Genomic DNA, 16,772 nt, shown 5'->3' with positions numbered 1-16,772 from the left:
TCACGCCAGGGTCGGCCACCATAGAACATCTGTTCTGCCCGCAGCCTCCGGGTGGACGCCCTGTGAAAACTTCAGACAAGGATTCCCTTCCCGGAATTTCCCGTTAGAATTTGCCGATGCCGTTCAGCCGTCGCCGCTGGCTTCAGACTGCCGCCCTGGCCCCTTTGAGCGGGACGTGGGCGCTTCCGGCGTCCCCTGCCCCGCAGCCGCTGGTGCGAAGCCGTCTGGATGAGATCCGGGCGATGGTGGTAGAAGCCGTCAAGAACCGCCAGCTGCCTGGCGCCGAATGGTGGATCGAGAAGCAGGGCGTTGTGGCTTCAGGCTTTCACGGATCAAGAGCTCGCGTGCCAGCGGTGGAACCGCTGACGGCGGACACGATTTTCGACCTCGCTTCGCTCACCAAGGTGGTGGCCACGACTCCCTCAGTGATGCTGCTGTATGAGCAGGGCAAGCTGGACATCCACGACCGTGTCTGCCGCCATCTACCCGAGTTCACCGGAAGCGGACGGGAGTTCATCACGATCAAACAACTGATGACTCACACCTCGGGACTCCGGCCGGGCATCCCGCTCAATCCGCCATGGACAGGCTGGGCGGCCGGGTTTCAGCTGATCACCACCACCGAGCCCTTCCACCTCCCGGACGCCGAGTTCCGCTACAGCGATATCAATTTCCTCCTTTTGGGCGAGCTTGTGAGCCGCGTGGCGAAGCAACCCCTGGACCAGTTTGCGAAGCAGCATGTCTTCGATCCCCTGCGGATGAAGGACACGACATATGTGCCGGGCGAGGCGCTGAAGCCACGCGTCGCCCCCACGGAGAATGATGAGAACGGCCAACTCCTCCGCGGCGTTGTGCACGATCCCACCTCCCGTCGCATGGGCGGAGTGACCGGTCACGCCGGGCTGTTCAGCACCATCGGGGATCTGGCTCGATACGCCCGCATGATGCTGCGACAGGGCGAACTGGAGGGTGCCAGAGTCTTGCGCCCGGAGACGGTGCAACTGATGACCTCCGTGCAATCACCACCCGCCATGGCCGACCAGCGGGGACTGGGCTGGGACCTCCACTCCAGCTACAGCCGGCCCCGTGGCATGTTGTTTCCTGATGGCTCCTACGGCCACACGGGGTTCACCGGCACCTGTCTCTGGATCGATCCGGCATCAGGCAGCTTCTACATCTTTCTCTCCAGCCGGCTGCACGGCACCAAGGGGCGCACCAACATCCTCTCCATCTATGAGCGGATGGGTACCCTCTCCGCTCAGGCGGCAGGATATGTGCTGGTAGGTGGTGCAGGCCTCTGAAACTCACGCCCCGCCCTGCTTGCGTCGTGATCCGGTGTGCAGGACCTCGCAAAGCTGGCGGTACACGCTGGCGACCTGACGCGCCGGCAGCTTGATCCCCTTCACCGGGGCCATGACCTGCGCGGCCGCAGCCACACGTGACGCCGCCGCCCCCGTCTGGCGCGCAGACTTCTCCCACACCTCAAAGCAGCGGGTCAGCAACTGGCCGCGAGGAATGCCGCGCCGCAGCAGGCTGATCAAGCCCGCGGTGGCTCCGTGACCGGACACCACAGATTCTGACTCCTTGCTCGAGACATCCTCCGCAGGCACCAGGCTGGAGCTGCTCTGCCAAATGAACAGGCCAAACAGGACCAGACCGCCGATGAAAAGCCCCTGGAGATGCAGACGACGGGAAAGCGTCATGATCCCGGGCGTCTCCACCGTGCCCATGTGGAACTCATCAAAGATCACTTCCCGGGATGGCCCCACCAGCCATGCGAGAAACTGCGGAGCCCGCTCCTTCAGCAGCGCTTCATTGCTGGCGAAATAGCTGTCCGTGGCCACCACCACACTCCCCTGACCGATGCGCTGCACGGCGAGCATCACCCCGCCGTCTGCGGCCGCCAGAGCGGTCCAGCGATCCGCCGTGGACACTGGCTTGGCGTCCTCCTCTTCTTCCTCCTTGGCCCCGTCTTTCGCCTTGTCCCCTGCCGCGTCAGCCTTCTTCTCGTCCGTCACCGGTTTCTTTTCCGGTGTTTCCTCGAACTTGAGGGATGTCCGGCCGTACCAGGAGGGCAGTTCGCCGTCCTTCAGGGGCAGTTCGGGAGATTTCTCGAGTTTCACCGCCCCCTTGGCGGTCATGACGAAGTTCTGTTGATTCACGGTGAGCCCGAGCACCTCTTTCAGAGACCGCGATTTCATGAGCCAGGCCATATGCTCCTCGCGTTCTTCAGATTTGCGCTGGTCTGCGCTTTTCTTGCCCGCGGAATCGTCAGCCGATTTTTTCTTCTCATCCTCCTTCTCTTTCTCTTTACGCATCTTCTCCAGCTCCGCCTTGCGCTTCTCCCACTGTTCGCGCTCGCGGCGATCAGCGTTGTCATCGCGACGCTTGTCCACGCGATTCTCCATTTCCTGCCAGTTGCCCACCTGGCCGTCCAGAGTGATCACCACCCGGCCGCCCCGGGCGGCAAAGGCCTGGACATCCTTGCCGTTGAGTTCCCTGGAAGCAAAGACTGCCGGCGTCAGGCGCAACAGCATCAGCGTCTGGCCAGGGCCACCCTCGAGCTTGTCGAGGCTGCGGTAGTTGCGCAGCGCTTGCACGCCATCCAGACGATCGAGAGATTCAAACAGAACCCGGGACCCCAGGGGATCACTGCGCAGTGACGAGTAGGGCGGGTACGCATTCCCCGCCGAGAATCGCCGACCGATGATGCTGGAAAGGCACCAGACGGCAAAGCACCCCAGCAAGACGAGGATGACGACAGGGACTGCGTTGTTACGCTGCATGGCGGGTGATGCGCTCGTGTTCCTCCTGGAAGCTGGTCATGAGTTCGTGCGTGACTTCATGCCAGCCATACCAGACGCGGTCAAAGGTGCGAACCTGACGCAGGAAGCTGGCCTGCACATCCTCGTGCCCGCGGGCTTTGCGGTTGATCTCCCGCACATAGTCCCCGTTGGATTTCGTGCCGTTGATCTGGAGCATGCGCTTCTCACCCAAGTGCGCCAGGGTGGCGAGGAAGAGCGCCCGCAGGGCGAGCCTCAACTCCCCGGCCTCCATCTTCTCGCGGGCCATACGGAGCCATTCATTCTCCGGCAACTGGGTAGCCACCACGTGCTCACTTTCCAGGTCAATCTCCGCTGGGGCCGCATCCGCCTCCACCAGCTGGGTGCGCCGGGACTGACGCCAGTTGCGGATGAAGAGCCAGATCACCCCGATGATGAGCACGCCGGCCAGGACCATCAGGAACTTGGGCATCATGGCCATCCAGGCCGAATCCGCTGGAGCTTCGGAAGGAACGAGAGGTGTCTCCTTCCCGCCAAACAACCAGTCAATCAGGTCACCAATGGCATTGCCAATCCACTCCAGCATGCTGTTGATCCAGGCTCCCAGATCTTTGAACCCGCTCGCGAGCCAGGAACTCTCCTCCTCCACTTTCGGCCCACCCTCCCGTGGCATGCGCCATTGGTATTCGGAGCCTTGCAGCACGCTCTCGATGTTCTGCGAAAGCTCGCCACCACGCTCCGACGCCTGGGCCGGCGCGGCGGACTGGGCCACAGCCGGAGTCGCCGCGAAGAGGGAACAGATCGCCACCAGAAGTGCCACCCCTGCGGTAGCCCCACGCAGAGAGATGATGCGACGCAGGATGACCGAGAGATCAGCCCCCGTGGTCCGGGACTCACCGTAGAAGCACCGGAGGATGTAAATGCTCTTCACCAGTGGGTTGAGACCCAGGTAGCAAATCAGCACCAACAGTCCCTGGATGCCAGTGCTGAAAAAGAGCGTCCAGTTCATGCTGAAAGGGTTTTCGATGCCCGTGAAAGACTTCAGGAGGATGGCACCCATGGCAAACCCGATGAACACATTGAGATACATCAGGAAGGCCACCAGCTTGATGACGGCGATGGTGGTGGCGTTCTGCAGCCACTCCAAGTGAGACTGCCGGGCGGCGATCCGGATAAGTTCCCGGGTGGTGCCCCCCGCCGGAAATGATCCACCGCCAGAATGGTGACGTTGTGGTAGAAGGCGTAAGTCCACGGGAAAGGCAGCATGGCCAGCAATGCGATGACCAGGACCCAAGGGGCAGTGGAGTGAACGAGCATCTGGGAGGCCACGAGCCGGCACCACCCGCGGAAAGGCAGAGCCGCGGCCTGTTGCCTGCCCTGGACCAGCGCTTCCATCTGGTCGCAGTACAGCGCCTGGCCGATCTTCATCACGCCATAGAGCAGGGCCAGCACCAGGGATGACGCCAAGACATGGGTGCCCGCATTGGCAGAGCGGGACATGTCATTCAGGAAATAAAACAGGTAGAGCGCGAAGGGAACGGTGGAGGCGTAGTAGGTGAGCCACGCCCCCGACGTGGATCGTCGCAAGAGGTGGGTGGCCTCCTCCAGCAGGGTGATGAGAGTGGGCAGGGGGGATGGCTGGCGGTGGGCCATGGGAAGCTCGGGAAAGTTCGGTGGCTATCCGGCTACATGCCGGAGAATTTCATCCAGATGGTGCCCTCATGCACCTCGGCAGGGATGTTCAGCAGGATACGCCCCACAGCCCAGGTGGTGAACCAGAGAACCGCGATCCCCACCACCGCCTGCAGGCCTGCCGTCACCAGGAACCAGTCCCGCTTGGGCTTGTCCTTGACGCTGGTCTTCTGCCGGTGACAGGCCACACACACCATGCGCCCGTCCAGATCCGTGATGCATTCACGGCAGAAGGTGTTCCCACAGGAGGTGCAACGGGCCGCTGCTTCCCGGAGAGGGTGATTGAGACAGATGGCGTTGGACACGGAAACGAGGGGTTGGGAAATAAGCCCGGCAAACCGGCCAGACTCTTATGAAACGGGGTCCAGTGGCGGAGGAAGAGGAGGTGAGGCCTTGACCTCTTCCGAAGCGAGGCGGCGACCCCGCCCACCGTAAACGACAATACTCAGGCCGAGAATCAGGATCAAGCCCCCCAACACGACAAGGGCCCAGCCCCAGGGCTCACACTGCTCCATTGAGTAGTTGGCCAGGGAGCTGATGATGTGCTCGTTGCCCATGGCTTTGTTGCCGAACAACTTCTCGGGATTGCTCATGCCCTGATGCATGACCGCTGCCACCGCCAGGATGTACATGCCCAATCCTGCCAGCAGATCCGTCGCCAGATTCCCCCAGAGACACACCAGCAAAGTGACAGGAGTCCGGTAGCGGGAGGCGTGGACGAGGGCAATGATCCCCAGAACGACAACCGCAGTCCCCAGGACCACACTGGAAATGGTGAGAGCCACCCCGGACACAAACAACTCCGCCGCCAATGCCGCCCCCCACAAGAGCATCAGGAGCCCGGTGAAGAAAGTCCAGTTGCTACCCTGCCAGGGCGGCTTGCCACCGGGTATGGCAGCACCGGGAAGCTCGGGTGCCAGAGGCAGCGCCCCCACCCCTTCCACTCCCGGACGGGTTGAGGCGGCCGGAGCATGCGCCAAGCCAGCCTGCTGCCGGCGGCAGAGATCATCCAGCAGAGCCATGACCTGCTCCGCCTTATGCACACGGACCAGGGACTTCAACCGCAGGACCTGCACGGCCGTTTGCAGTGAGCAGCGACAGGTAGAACCCCGAAACAGGTTGATCAACAGCAGGACCGTCAGCATCACTCCCGGGATGAGCAGTGAAATCGGCAAAAAGGGCTCTTCATCACGGGCCAGAAAAGCCATCCCCAGGAAGAAGATCGCGGCGAGCCCCATCCCCACGGAAGCCCAGATGTAGGTTTTGGTAGCGACCAGAGAGAGCGCCTGGATCTTGTCATAGTCCACGCGGCGGTACACCTCGCTGAAGGGAAGCAGGAAGCCTCGTCCCTCGACCACGAGCAGATGGTCAGGCCCTTGCCAGAGGCTGCCCTTGCCACCGGTGCCACCAGCCAGATATTTGTAATCGTCGAATGACTGTTTCATCGGCCGCTTCAACCAAAGTTTTTGGACACCACCCCGATGAATAGCGCGACCCAGATCGCGCATTGGATGAGGCTCAACAGTGCGGCCCACACCACCCGGCCCCGGCCCCGGGGCACCAGGCTGCGAGGCTTGCCCCAGGCAAAGATGGACAGCCCCAGCCCGGTGGGGGCTGTGATGAGGCTGGCCATGGCGCACAGAACAATGAACGGCACACCGACTGGCCCCAGCAAGAGGAGCGGGATGCAGAGGAGAAAGGGCGAGAGGGCCGTCATGAGGGCAATGTTGTCCCACAGCACCCGCCGTGACTGGAAGCGGGAGTCCTGCCGCTTGAGCCGGAGATTATCCAGACACTTGAAGCAGACCGTCTCCCCTCCCCACTGAGCCGCCCAGGCATCAGAAATAAAGACCCCGCAATGACTGCAGGACGTCGTGGCCCGCCGCTCAGGATTGTAGAAACAAACGTTGTCGCCCGGTCCAGGAGGATCGTCCGGGAGTGATGGTGGCCGGGAGGCGGCCAAAGAATCCCCTGCACCCACGGCAAGAGCTGGAAGCACCCAAGCCTGGGACACGCGCCCACAGAGCGGGCAAGGGGCGCTCTCACGCCCCTTGAAGGCTTCTTGAGGGATGGCGTAGCCGCAACTGGTGCAGCGGAGGGTGGCCATGATCTCGCCGGGTGGTTTTTTAGGGATCGGGGAATTCGGCGGTCCTACTTGCGCACCACGCGGGTCGCGCTGATGCGGTCATGCAGCGCACGCTTCTCGGGATCAAATGCCGCCATCCACCAAGGGAAGGAACCCAGCAGGAAACCCACCACCATGGAGCCCAGCATGCCAAATGCGATGCCTCCGGCGAAGGCGTCCCGGTTGCTTTCCATGAGCGAGCGGAAGCCGCCAAAGCCCAGGGCCATGACCAGTCCCACCAGGACCAGGGCGACGACTGTCAGAATGATCCCGTTCAAGATGTACTCTGCGGCAAAACGACCGAGTGCACGGAGATAGGAGGTCTTGGTGCCATCCGCATTGATTACCTTGAACCCCAGAGCCAGCTTGCCCAGCGTGGCGCCGTATTTGCCGTTCATCCACGTAAAGTAACCACCCCAGATGACCAGCTGAATGGCATTCAACACGAGCTGACCTACGAGTTGCACCCCGATGGCAGCGCCAGCTGCGTCTCCACCGCTAGCACCAGCCATGAGCCCCAACCCGAAGGCAAAAGGCATGATGATCAGACACCCCGCCACGCTGAGGACGATGTAATCAATGAAGAAGGCCAGGAAGCGCCACCAGAATCCCACATACTGAATCGCACCCGGATGGGTGGCCTCCGTGACCACCCCTTCACGCATCTGCTGGAGGAGGAGCCCCTTGTCATACACCGGCACGCCACCGAGAGTCGGCGTTGTCGCGCTTACCTGGGTGAGGTCAGGCCGCACTTGGGAGAGCGGCTGCCAGTCTGGCAGACCTTCCCTCCAGACCAGCGTGTTGACCGGAATGGTCCCGCCGCGAACCAGCGTGGTCAGCTCCATGTCGGAGATTGGGCCCTTTTGTTGTCCGTTTTCAGAGTAGAACCAGTTCATGTGTCGGGAGGGTCTGTCTTAGGTTGGGGAAAAGCGTGACGTGCGGCTGCACCCTCGCTGAGAGAAGCCGTGGAGAAAAGCAAAAAACCTGCCTCAACCTCAATTCCTCTCACGACCGAAAAGCCGCCCAAAGAGCCCCGGCTTTTCTTTGTGAGAATCGCCTGGAGCGCCCCCGTTGGAGGCCGCATGAGAAGGCGGCGGGGGCAAGGGGAGCGGAGCGGTGGCCTTCGTCAGCGGAGCCGGCTTTTCCTGCACCAGGCGCACCCGCTCAAGCAAGTCAGGGTGCACCTTCTGCAGTGGAGCCCATTCCTCGAGCTCCGGCTGCCAGACCAGGGTGTCCTTCACCAGCGCCCCTTCACGGGCGAGCTTTTCAAGCGCCTCCTCGTTTACGGGCCCCAGCGCGTGACCCTCGACTGAGTAATACCAGTTCATGCCGGAAGGGATACTGACCCGCCCCTTCCGGGATTGCAAGACTTGGGTGCCTGATGATCAAGTTTCCTGCACCAGTCTGACGCGACCTCGGGAGCCATCCACCCGCACCCGCTGCCCGTTGGAAAGCCGCGAGAGACATTCCCGCACCGCCATCACCGCGGGAATGCCCATTTCGCGGGCGGTGACCGCTCCGTGAGACAGCGGGCCGCCGCTGGACGTGATGACCGCACTGGCCAGATAAAAAAGTGGGGTCCAGGTCGGGCTGGTGGTGTGGGCCACGAGCACGGCCCCCTTGGGGAACTTGGCAAAGTCATCCGCCGACAACACCCGGAAGACCTCCCCTTCGGACTCGCCCGGACTGCCCGCCAATCCCGTCATGTCACCAGATTCTTCCACCGGCTCGGGGGTTGATTCTCCCAAATTCCACTCCGGTTCCCGGGCGGCATCCGCCAGACAGGCGGCCTTCTGGGTGCGCACCTGCTCACCCAGGAGCCGCCAGGCGGTTCCACAGCTGGCGCTGACGGCGGTGTCGATCTGCGCCTCGTGGGCATAGAAAATGTCCATGGGCTCTTCCAATACGCCGCGGGCGACAAGCCGCTCCCCCAGCGCTCTCAAGCCCATGCGCAATGGCTGGTTGAGCCGGGTGGTCTGGTAGTGCTCCAGATCATCCAGGCTCGTGTAAGCCCGTGCCAGCCGGAGGATCTCGGAAAAGAAGTAGTGCGCTTCCGCAGGCAGCTTGCTGAACAGGCGAAACTCCGCCTGCTGCGCCGCCATCTTGATCTCCCGCTCTTTTTTCACCGGTGCGGCGTGCATCGGCGAGGCGAGGATGATCTTGAGGTTGTCCAACACCACCCAGGGGGCCTCACGCCACGGTGGCTGGTAGGCATCGAAGTCGATCTCTCGATGCCCGTGGTTCTCCAGAAACCGCTCAAACTGGGCGGCGAATTCCTCGAACGGTGCCAGCAGATGGTCCTCAACGATCTCACGTGAGGGAACCTCCTTCAGCAGGATGGCCAGCGCCGGCTTCTGCTGGGCACGATGCGCCAGCTCGAAAAGCTCCCGGTTGATCTGACCCGTTTTGGTCTCGCACCAGGACATCAGCGCATCGAACACGGGGCGAGCATCCTGCTCCCCCACCACAAAGGCCAGCAACTTCAACAGCAGACGGCAGAGGACCGACTGGGTGATGGAGATGGCGATGTTAGGCCGGAAATACTGCGCACCATGCGCCACCACCTCCTTCACATGCGCCCACAAAGCAGTCTCGTTCATCTCTTGGAGCGGCACCATGGAGAACACGCCCAGGCGGATGAGATAGCCATCCAGATCCCGCATCCAAGTCACGGGCAGCTCCTGCACCCAGCGGTACTCCTCCCGGAGCCGGGGCATCTGTCCCAGCAGATCCTCCAAAGTGGTGAAGTGGAACGGAGCCCGGCCCGCATAGAGGCGCACGGCGTTCTGGTTGCCGTAAATGTAGTGGCCAAAGCTGGCGAACCACTTCCCGCGAAAGGCTGGGTAGTCCATGAGCCGGAAGGAATAGTGCAGCGATTCATGGAAACCAGCCTCGACAAAGTCCCAGGTCAGCGGCGTGATCACCTTGGGGAAGCGTTCAGCCGATTCATCCCGGGTCCACTTGGGCGGGATGGTGGTGATGGGCCGGGACTGCAGAAGATGCAACGTGTCCCCCACCAGCCCCCACTCGATGTCTTGCGGAAAACGGTAGTGGCGCTCCACACGGCCCAGGAGTGTCGCCAGCTCCGCCAGTTGCCCGTCACTCAAGCAGGCACAGCACGCCGCCGCCTCGTCCACGGGCCGGTCTTCGGTGCCCTGGTCTGAGGAAACCACCATATGAGACTTGGTGGCCACGGTGCGGGATTTCACTGCGCCCGTGGCCTTGTCGAGTTCAAAATGGTCCACCTCCGCCTCCCCGCTCACGACCGACTCCCCCAGGCCGTAGTTGGCATCCACCACCATGGTGCCCAGATCCCCGTTCACGGGGTTGATGCTGAAGGCCACACCGGCGACATCGCAGGGCACCATCTCCTGGATCACGACCGCCATGCTGGCGAGGGTGTGGTCAAAGCCATGCTCCCGCCGGTAGGCAATGGCTCGATCATGCCAGAGGGAGAGGAAACAAGCCTTGACCTTCGTCAGCACTTCGTCTGGGCCGATCACGTTGAGGAAGGTATCGTGCTGGCCGGCGAAGGCGGCGCTGGCCAGATCCTCGAGATTGGAAGAAGAACGCACCGAGTAAGCCTGACCCTCCGGGCGGGCGGCCAGGGCCTCGCGCACCTGCGCCACGACGGACTCTGCCAACGGCGCGCGGGCCAGCTCCTCTCTCAACTGAGCGCTGCCCTGCTGGAGGCGCACCGGATCTTCCGCAGAGAGGTCCGTGGCAAGAGCGAGGATATCCCCCAGTCCGGAGACGAACTCCTGGTAGGCACTGGTGGTGACCACCATGCCTGCGGGCACCGGGAACCCGTTCTGCGTGAGCAGGGCAAGGTTGGCTCCTTTACCCCCGCAGAGGTCCACCCGGGTGGCGCGTGGGTCATCAAAGGGAAGCAGCAGGCTCATGGCGGCGTAGGGATGGCGGTTGGGCGAGGGGGGCATGAAGGTATCGGGTCAGCCAGAGGGCGAAACCAGCCAGGGCAAACCCGGCCACCACATCCGTCACATAGTGGTAGCGCAGGTAGATGGTGGAGAGCCACAGGCCGATGGTGGGCAGCAGCCAGAGGCGGAATCGACCGGGGGCAAAGCGGCGGTCAAACCCCAGGAGGAAGGCGGTGACCGCGGTGTGCAGGCTGGGAAAGACATCCACCCGGTTGCTCCCCGCCTCCACGAGGGCGGCGTTCCACTTGGTGAATACCCAGCCATCCAGGGGCACGGTGTAGCGGGCGGCAAAAGCGGCATCCAGGTGCGGCCCCGCAGCAGGAACGAGGGTATAACCTAAAAATCCCAGCCCATAGACGGTGAAGAAACCCGCCGTGAAAAGTCGGGCGAGACCGAGATCCCGACGATAATAATGGATCCAGCTCAGCAACAGTCCCGCGAAGAAAGTGAGGTAGCAAAAACTGAGGATCTCCGTAGTCCAGGGGTTCACCCAGGACTGGAGCCAGAGGGAGGGGTGCCCACCCAGGAGTGTTTCATCGCACTTTTGCAAAGCCAGGTCCCAGCGACGGGTTGTCATGGCAGGCACGGCCGTGCGGATGGCCGCATAGGTCAGATTGATCGCCAGGGGGAAGTAAAGGAGCCGCAGGCACATGGTCCACCGCCGGTGCGGCAGCCGGAGTGACAGCAGGATCAGCGCTCCACTGACCAGCAACAGACTGGAGAAGAGCACGGCATCACCGCCCCACCCGTGCCCCAGCACCAGTCGCACCGTTCCAGAAATCCAGAACAGCGCGAAGGCGATTTCATGCGGAAGAATCTTCCAGGTATCCAGCCGGGTCATGGGCGGTCAAGCTCCTGGATCAATTGTTGGTGAAACGCGAGGGCCTTGCGTCGGAGTTCTGGATGACGGAGGGCATTGTTGACGGCGGTGGCAACCTTCTGAAAACGATGCGTGAGCTGCTGAGAAACGAGCGTGGCCAGCAGGTAGAACACGGCTGCGCCAGGATGCCCGCTGAGCAGGGCGATCAGCACCACCAGGGCACCCCAAAGCAGGAAGGCGGGCACGCCCACCATGATCTTCCACAGACTGACCACATTGAGATCGTCCGCCATTTTCCGGGCGGCCAGCCAACCCACCAGCAATGGCGGAAGATTGAGCCACAACCCTGGGAACCAAAGCGCGCCGAAGAGGAAGAACGCGGCGACATACACCGGAACAGGCTTGATGGGGAATAGAGGAATGCCTTGATACAGCACCAGCGGAAGGCTGGGCATGGCAGCCTGCCGGTCACGGATTGCCTGCTGAAAGGCACGCCAGGCTTCCAGCATCGGGGTCGGGATGCCGCGCTCCAGCTGCTTCATCATGGCAAAGTACTCATGCTGCGTCCCCAGGGTGAGGGCGAAGGCAATGCGCTGCACATCCTCCTGTTCCTGCTCCGTCGCGACATTGATGCCAACGGCCTCCAGTGCGGCCGAGGTACGTTCCTTGATGGCGAGAAGCCGGCGGCGGTCTGAAGTTGACTCCTCGAAATCCAACGGCACCGGGGGGCCGATGACCACCTCAACGCGGCGCTGGAAGAGGCTGGGCTCTTCATAGTGGATGCCCAGGGGGATGATCTTCAGATCACTGCGCCCAGCTTTTAGGTGCTCCAGGATCAGGTGTGAAGCCCCCGCCCGGAAGGGAAGGTGCCGGGGGCCGAGCGTGCTGGTGCCTTCTGGGAAAATTGTGAGCCGCCCCCCTCGCGCGAGCAGGTCCTGGCATTCCTGCATGGCCTGCTGGTTGATCCGGTCTGCGTCCGGCGTCTTGGCCCGATCCTTGTCCCTCACCACTTCGATCCCGGAAAAGAACAGCCGCCCAAACCAGCTCCGGCACAGTTGCACCGATACCATGAACCGGGTGGGGGCCAGGAGGGCGTGATAGACAAACGCATCCACCGCCCCGTTCCGGTGCAGGCACAGAAACAACACAGGGCCTTCCTCAGATCCGGGCAGATGTTCCCGCCCCGTCACAGTGACGCGATCGAAATAGAGCCAGGAAATCACCCGGTGAAACCTGGCATGCCAGCCAGGGCGCATGGTGATACGGTCGCCCTCTGCCAGAGGCAGCGGCGCAGAGGAGTCAATTGAGCGGGATGGAAGCACGGCGTTGGCAGCCGGGGATCTCCCCCGACAAGACATGCATCGGAAAATGCCAGTGTTTGTGACACGGCAATGAGTTTCTCCGTTCGATTGTCGGAAGTCGGCACTGACTGACCTCCATGCCGAAGGCATCCCAGATGGTAGCCAGGGGCCGGGCGAGTGTTACGAGCCCTGCCCCTGGAAAAGGCAAAACGGGACTCCATCCTGAAGGGATGGCAGAGTGGTGGCATGCGCTTGTCGTGGCAGCAATTGCACCCATTCTGGCATCCCTTCAGGATGCAATGATTTTGCGATCAACCAGGGGTCAAGCTCGCTTCACTCGCCTGACCCCTGGCTACCTTCTGCAATGCCTTCGGCATCCCCTGGCGGATCCGCGAACAGGTGAGTCACCATACCGAAGGCATCCCCTGGCGGTGCGCTGAAATGCCTTCGGCATAAACAAAAAGCCCCATCATGCTGAGAGCACGACAGGGCCTTGATCAGTGGGAAAAAACTCGAGAGAACTCGTTACTTCTTCTTCTCTTCCTCGGTCTTGGCAGCTGCCGCCGTGGCTTCCGTCTTCGGCTTGGCGTCGTTAAACAGATGAAGCAGCCCGCCGTAGCCGGCCTCCTGCATTTTGGCCTTGGGGATGAAGCGCAGGGAGGCGGAGTTGATGCAATAACGCAGACCGCCCTTGTCCTTGGGACCGTCATTGAAGACATGGCCCAGGTGCGAGTCTGCGCGATTGGAACGGACCTCGGTGCGGACCATGCCGTGGGTGTTGTCTGCGAGTTCCTTGACCTCTTTGTCATTGATCGGCTTCGTGAATGCAGGCCAGCCGCAGCCGGAGTCGAACTTGTCCTTGGAGGAGAAGAGCGGGTCTCCGGAGACGATGTCCACGTAGATGCCCTCCTCGAAGTGATGGTCATACTCGTTCGTGAACGGACGCTCCGTGCCACTCTGCTGGGTGACGGCGTACTGCACGGCGGTGAGCTTCTGCTTGAGCTCTTCCTTGGTGGGAAGAGGGGCCCGGGGGCCGGCAGCGTCGGATTTGGCAGCGGCCTCGGACTTGGGTTCTTCCTTTTTCTCAGGTTCAGCTTGGGACATGGTGGCGAGGGAAAGGCCGGCAACCAGGGTCAGGGCGCGGGCAGCATGAGCGAGGACACTGCCCCGGACGGCGGCGATGGGGTATTGGCGAACAGTGGACATGAGTAGAATACGAAAGGATGGACTGGTTCTGATCGGGATTGCAAGCCAGCGGTTCAAACAAACCGCACTCAGCACCCCGGCCCTACCCCTGTAAGACGAACGAGACGGGGAATATTCCCAAGGAATGTTGCCCGTGCCCGCAATCTGGTTGCATTCGTAGCCATCCTTTTGAGGTTCAACTATGATTCGATTTTCCCTATTTGGCTTCCCGATTGCCATTCACTGGATGTTTTGGGTGACGGCGGTGTTCTTGAGCGGCAAACCTTTTGCCAGTACACCCGGCGATTTCCGGTATCTCCTCGCCTTTGTGCTGGCGGCTTTGATCTCGATCATCCTTCACGAACTGGGGCACGCCTTCCTGCAACGCCGCTACGGCGGCAGGGTGCAGATCATGCTGGTGGCCTTCGGCGGCCTTGCGATTTCGGATCGCGGATTCACCAGGCAACAGCACATCAAGATCAGCCTGGCGGGCCCGATTCCCCAGATCATCATTGGAGTGCTTGCGTTGAAGCTCCTCAAAATGAGCAGCGGAGACGCGCAATTTATCGTCGATTTCCTCAGGTCGTTTGCGTGGGTCAGCATCATTTGGGGCATCTTCAATCTCTTCCCCATCTACCCAATGGACGGTGGCAAGGTGCTGTTCCATTTCCTTGGACCTCGCCTGGAAAAGGTCACCTACATCGTCGGCATCGTCGGAGCCGCTGCGTTGGCACTTTGGGCGCTTTCCCGCGGCAGCACCTTCAGCACTCTCTTTCTTGGCATGATGGCCTACGAAAACTACCAGCGCTATCGCGGTGACCGCACTGCTGGCATGCTCTACCCCAACTGATCGCGTCCCGCCCTTCCGTCTTCCACCATTAGCTTTCCATGAGCACTCCCCTCGAAGATCTTTTCACCGTATTGCGGTTCCCCAGCGTCTCCACTGACTCCTCCCGGCGTGACGACACCCGCGCCTGCGCCAACTGGTTGGTGGAAAAGCTCCGCCGGATCGGACTGACCACCAACCTCCATGAAACCCCAGGGCATCCGGTGGTGATCGCCCAGAACGAACATCGTCCAGACCGGCGTACCGTGCTCATCTACGGACACTATGATGTGCAGCCAGCGGAACCGCTCGCCGAGTGGCTCACACCCGCCTTCGAACCCACCTTGGTAGGCGACCGCATCATGTGCCGCGGATCCGCTGACAACAAAGGGCAGTTCATGGCCCACGTGTGCGGTGTAGAACAGGCTCTCAAGGAGCACGGCGATCTGCCGGTGAACCTCACGTTCCTCATTGAAGGTGAAGAAGAGATCGGCAGCCCCAATCTCAAGCCTTTCCTGCTGGCCAACAAAGAGCTGCTCAAGTGCGACGTGGTGGCCATTTCCGACACCGGTATGGTGGGTGAGGGCAAAGGCACTTTCACCTATGGCTTGCGCGGCATCGCCTGCGTGGAAGTGACTGTGCGCGGTCCTGGCATCGACCTCCACTCCGGCCTCTTTGGCGGATCAGTGAACAATCCCAACATGGCATTGGCGAGACTGCTGTCGACCTTTCACGATCCCGAGGGGAAAGTGACCGTGGACGGCTTCTACGACGCGGTGCGCCCCCTAGCCGATTGGGAGCGCGACGCGTGGGCCAAGCTGGGCGATCCCGCGGCAGAGACGCAAAGGCTCACAGGAGTGCCCCAGCTCTTTGGCGAAGCGGGATACACGGACATGGAACGTCGCTGGGCCCGCCCCACCGCCGAGGTGAACGGCATCGGCGGCGGCTATCAGGGTGAGGGCTCCAAAACGGTGATTCCGCGCTCTGCATTTGCCAAGTTCAGCTTCCGCCTCGTCCCCGATCAGGACCCGGACGACATCCTCGCCAAAGTGGAAGCGCATCTCCGCAAGCAAGTTGCACCCGGAGTGAAAGTGGAGATCGAACTGGGCCATACTGGACAGCCTTATCTGATGGATCCCTACTCTCCCTTCGGCCAAGCGGCGCAGAACGCCCTCGAAGCCACCTTTGGAGGCAAACCCGCCCTGATTCGCGAAGGCGGCAGCATCCCGATCGTGCAGGCTTTCCGTGATGTGCTGGGTGTGGACACCCTCCTGCTGGGTCTGGCGCTGCCTGACTGCCAGGCTCATGCACCGAACGAAAACTACCCGGTGGCAAACTTCGAGGCGGGCATCCGCCTGAACCAACATCTCCTGCGGGAACTGGCCAAGTGACCAAGGAGGAGACCAGCGCAGGTTTTTTGTCACAGAAGCCCTGAAAGGCACAATCAGAGATTGTCCCCCCTCTTCACCTCCATTCTGACTGCATCATGAAAACACTCTCCCTTCTCGCGATGGCCGCCGCTGCGGTTTTTTCCGCCCTCCTGCCCGTCCAGGCTCAGGCTGGCACGGTCGACGGCAAGTCCTCCACCAAAGATCTGGTGTGGGTGGCCCGATCCACCAGCGACGGTGGCGAACTCTTCGTCTCCTGGGCTCACGGCGGCACTGGTGCCAAGGTGGCTGACATCGTCGGCCTTGGCGCGCTGAAGGTGGATTTCTCCTCCGACGACCGCTGGCTCTTCGTCACCGATGGCGGCAGCAGCCTGGGGACAAACGTGCGTCTCTTCAAGCGCTCCACCGGGCTCACTTACAAGGAAGTGAAGGAGTTCGACTTCGACTTCGCTGTGCAGCGCCTGGCCGCCCAGATCGAGGGCGGCAAGGAGATCAAGGACACCATTCTGGACCGCAGCTACCTGCGCTGCGTGGGCTGGAGCAAGGACGGCCCCCAGGCCTTCCTGGCGCTGAGCGGCAAAGGCACGCTCAATGGGAAGCGGTTCGAGGTAGAGGACTTCACCTGCGTGTTCGACCCCGTGGCCCGCGTGTTCTCCTCCGTGAAGAAGAAGTAGTCCTCGACGCAGTACTTTCCCGAAACTCAGTCACAAAAAA

At 61.8% G+C, this 16,772-nt stretch carries 15 protein-coding genes and 1 pseudogene; 4 read left to right on the top strand and 12 right to left on the bottom strand.

All coding sequences use genetic code 11. From position 1 onward, the window contains the following. The first annotated feature begins 116 nt into the window (after positions 1 to 116). Positions 117 to 1,301, top strand: coding sequence for a serine hydrolase domain-containing protein (locus BV106_RS08905; RefSeq protein ID WP_038163575.1), 1,185 nt, complete (start codon positions 117 to 119; stop codon positions 1,299 to 1,301). A gap of 3 nt (positions 1,302 to 1,304) precedes the next feature. On the opposite strand, the gene BV106_RS08900 is transcribed toward BV106_RS08905, so the two are convergent. The 12 genes and pseudogenes from BV106_RS08900 to msrB form a co-directional block, all read right to left on the bottom strand. Beyond that, on the bottom strand, positions 1,305 to 2,786 hold the full coding sequence (locus tag BV106_RS08900; protein ID WP_038163573.1) for a DUF4350 domain-containing protein: 1,482 nt from the start codon (positions 2,784 to 2,786) through the stop codon (positions 1,305 to 1,307). Further along, entirely contained in the window at positions 2,776 to 3,930 is a 1,155-nt protein-coding gene (locus BV106_RS08895) for a DUF4129 domain-containing protein (RefSeq protein WP_038163571.1), read from the bottom strand. Before BV106_RS08895 ends, BV106_RS08900 begins: the two co-directional genes overlap by 11 nt. Further along, positions 3,873 to 4,436 (bottom strand): hypothetical protein, encoded by a 564-nt coding sequence (locus BV106_RS08890; protein WP_038163570.1) that lies wholly within the window; start codon positions 4,434 to 4,436, stop codon positions 3,873 to 3,875. Before BV106_RS08890 ends, BV106_RS08895 begins: the two co-directional genes overlap by 58 nt. A gap of 32 nt (positions 4,437 to 4,468) precedes the next feature. Next, positions 4,469 to 4,780, bottom strand: a complete 312-nt coding sequence (locus tag BV106_RS08885; protein WP_038163569.1) for a hypothetical protein — start codon at positions 4,778 to 4,780, stop codon at positions 4,469 to 4,471. Positions 4,781 to 4,825: 45 nt separating this feature from the next. Then, positions 4,826 to 5,920 (bottom strand): hypothetical protein, encoded by a 1,095-nt coding sequence (locus BV106_RS08880; RefSeq protein WP_265595469.1) that lies wholly within the window; start codon positions 5,918 to 5,920, stop codon positions 4,826 to 4,828. A gap of 8 nt (positions 5,921 to 5,928) precedes the next feature. Next, positions 5,929 to 6,582 carry a hypothetical protein gene (locus BV106_RS08875; RefSeq protein ID WP_038163567.1) on the bottom strand — a complete coding sequence of 218 codons (654 nt, stop codon included), beginning with the start codon at positions 6,580 to 6,582 and terminating at the stop codon, positions 5,929 to 5,931. A gap of 44 nt (positions 6,583 to 6,626) precedes the next feature. Then, positions 6,627 to 7,496, bottom strand: coding sequence for an RDD family protein (locus BV106_RS08870; RefSeq protein WP_038163565.1), 870 nt, complete (start codon positions 7,494 to 7,496; stop codon positions 6,627 to 6,629). A 99-nt stretch (positions 7,497 to 7,595) separates the two neighbouring features. Continuing rightward, entirely contained in the window at positions 7,596 to 7,928 is a 333-nt protein-coding gene (locus BV106_RS08865; protein WP_038163563.1) for a DUF4339 domain-containing protein, read from the bottom strand. Between the two features lie 57 nt (positions 7,929 to 7,985). Next, on the bottom strand, positions 7,986 to 10,538 hold the full coding sequence (locus tag BV106_RS08860) for a PEP/pyruvate-binding domain-containing protein (protein ID WP_265595468.1): 2,553 nt from the start codon (positions 10,536 to 10,538) through the stop codon (positions 7,986 to 7,988). Then, a complete protein-coding gene (locus BV106_RS08855; RefSeq protein ID WP_051945457.1) occupies positions 10,480 to 11,379 on the bottom strand; it encodes a phosphatase PAP2 family protein in 900 nt (299 codons plus the stop codon). The genes BV106_RS08860 and BV106_RS08855 overlap by 59 nt, the downstream gene beginning before the upstream one ends. Further along, complete coding sequence (locus tag BV106_RS08850; protein WP_265595467.1) at positions 11,376 to 12,680, bottom strand: lysophospholipid acyltransferase family protein; 1,305 nt, start codon at positions 12,678 to 12,680, stop codon at positions 11,376 to 11,378. Before BV106_RS08850 ends, BV106_RS08855 begins: the two co-directional genes overlap by 4 nt. Before the next feature lie 504 nt (positions 12,681 to 13,184). Continuing rightward, positions 13,185 to 13,676: pseudogene (msrB, locus tag BV106_RS08845) on the bottom strand (peptide-methionine (R)-S-oxide reductase MsrB); the annotation flags it as partial. A 370-nt stretch (positions 13,677 to 14,046) separates the two neighbouring features. Here msrB and BV106_RS08840 point away from each other — a divergent pair. From BV106_RS08840 to BV106_RS08830, 3 genes are all read left to right on the top strand, one after another. Next, entirely contained in the window at positions 14,047 to 14,694 is a 648-nt protein-coding gene (locus BV106_RS08840) for a site-2 protease family protein (RefSeq protein WP_081891616.1), read from the top strand. A gap of 38 nt (positions 14,695 to 14,732) precedes the next feature. Beyond that, positions 14,733 to 16,061: a dipeptidase gene (locus tag BV106_RS08835; RefSeq protein WP_038163553.1), complete on the top strand. Its 1,329-nt coding sequence runs from the start codon at positions 14,733 to 14,735 to the stop codon at positions 16,059 to 16,061. 95 nt (positions 16,062 to 16,156) lie between these two features. After that, positions 16,157 to 16,732: a hypothetical protein gene (locus BV106_RS08830; protein WP_038163551.1), complete on the top strand. Its 576-nt coding sequence runs from the start codon at positions 16,157 to 16,159 to the stop codon at positions 16,730 to 16,732. Positions 16,733 to 16,772 lie beyond the last annotated feature (40 nt).

Source organism: Verrucomicrobium sp. BvORR106, from assembly GCF_000739655.1.
GTDB lineage: Bacteria > Verrucomicrobiota > Verrucomicrobiia > Verrucomicrobiales > Verrucomicrobiaceae > Verrucomicrobium.
This window is presented reverse-complemented; position numbering and strand designations above follow the sequence as displayed.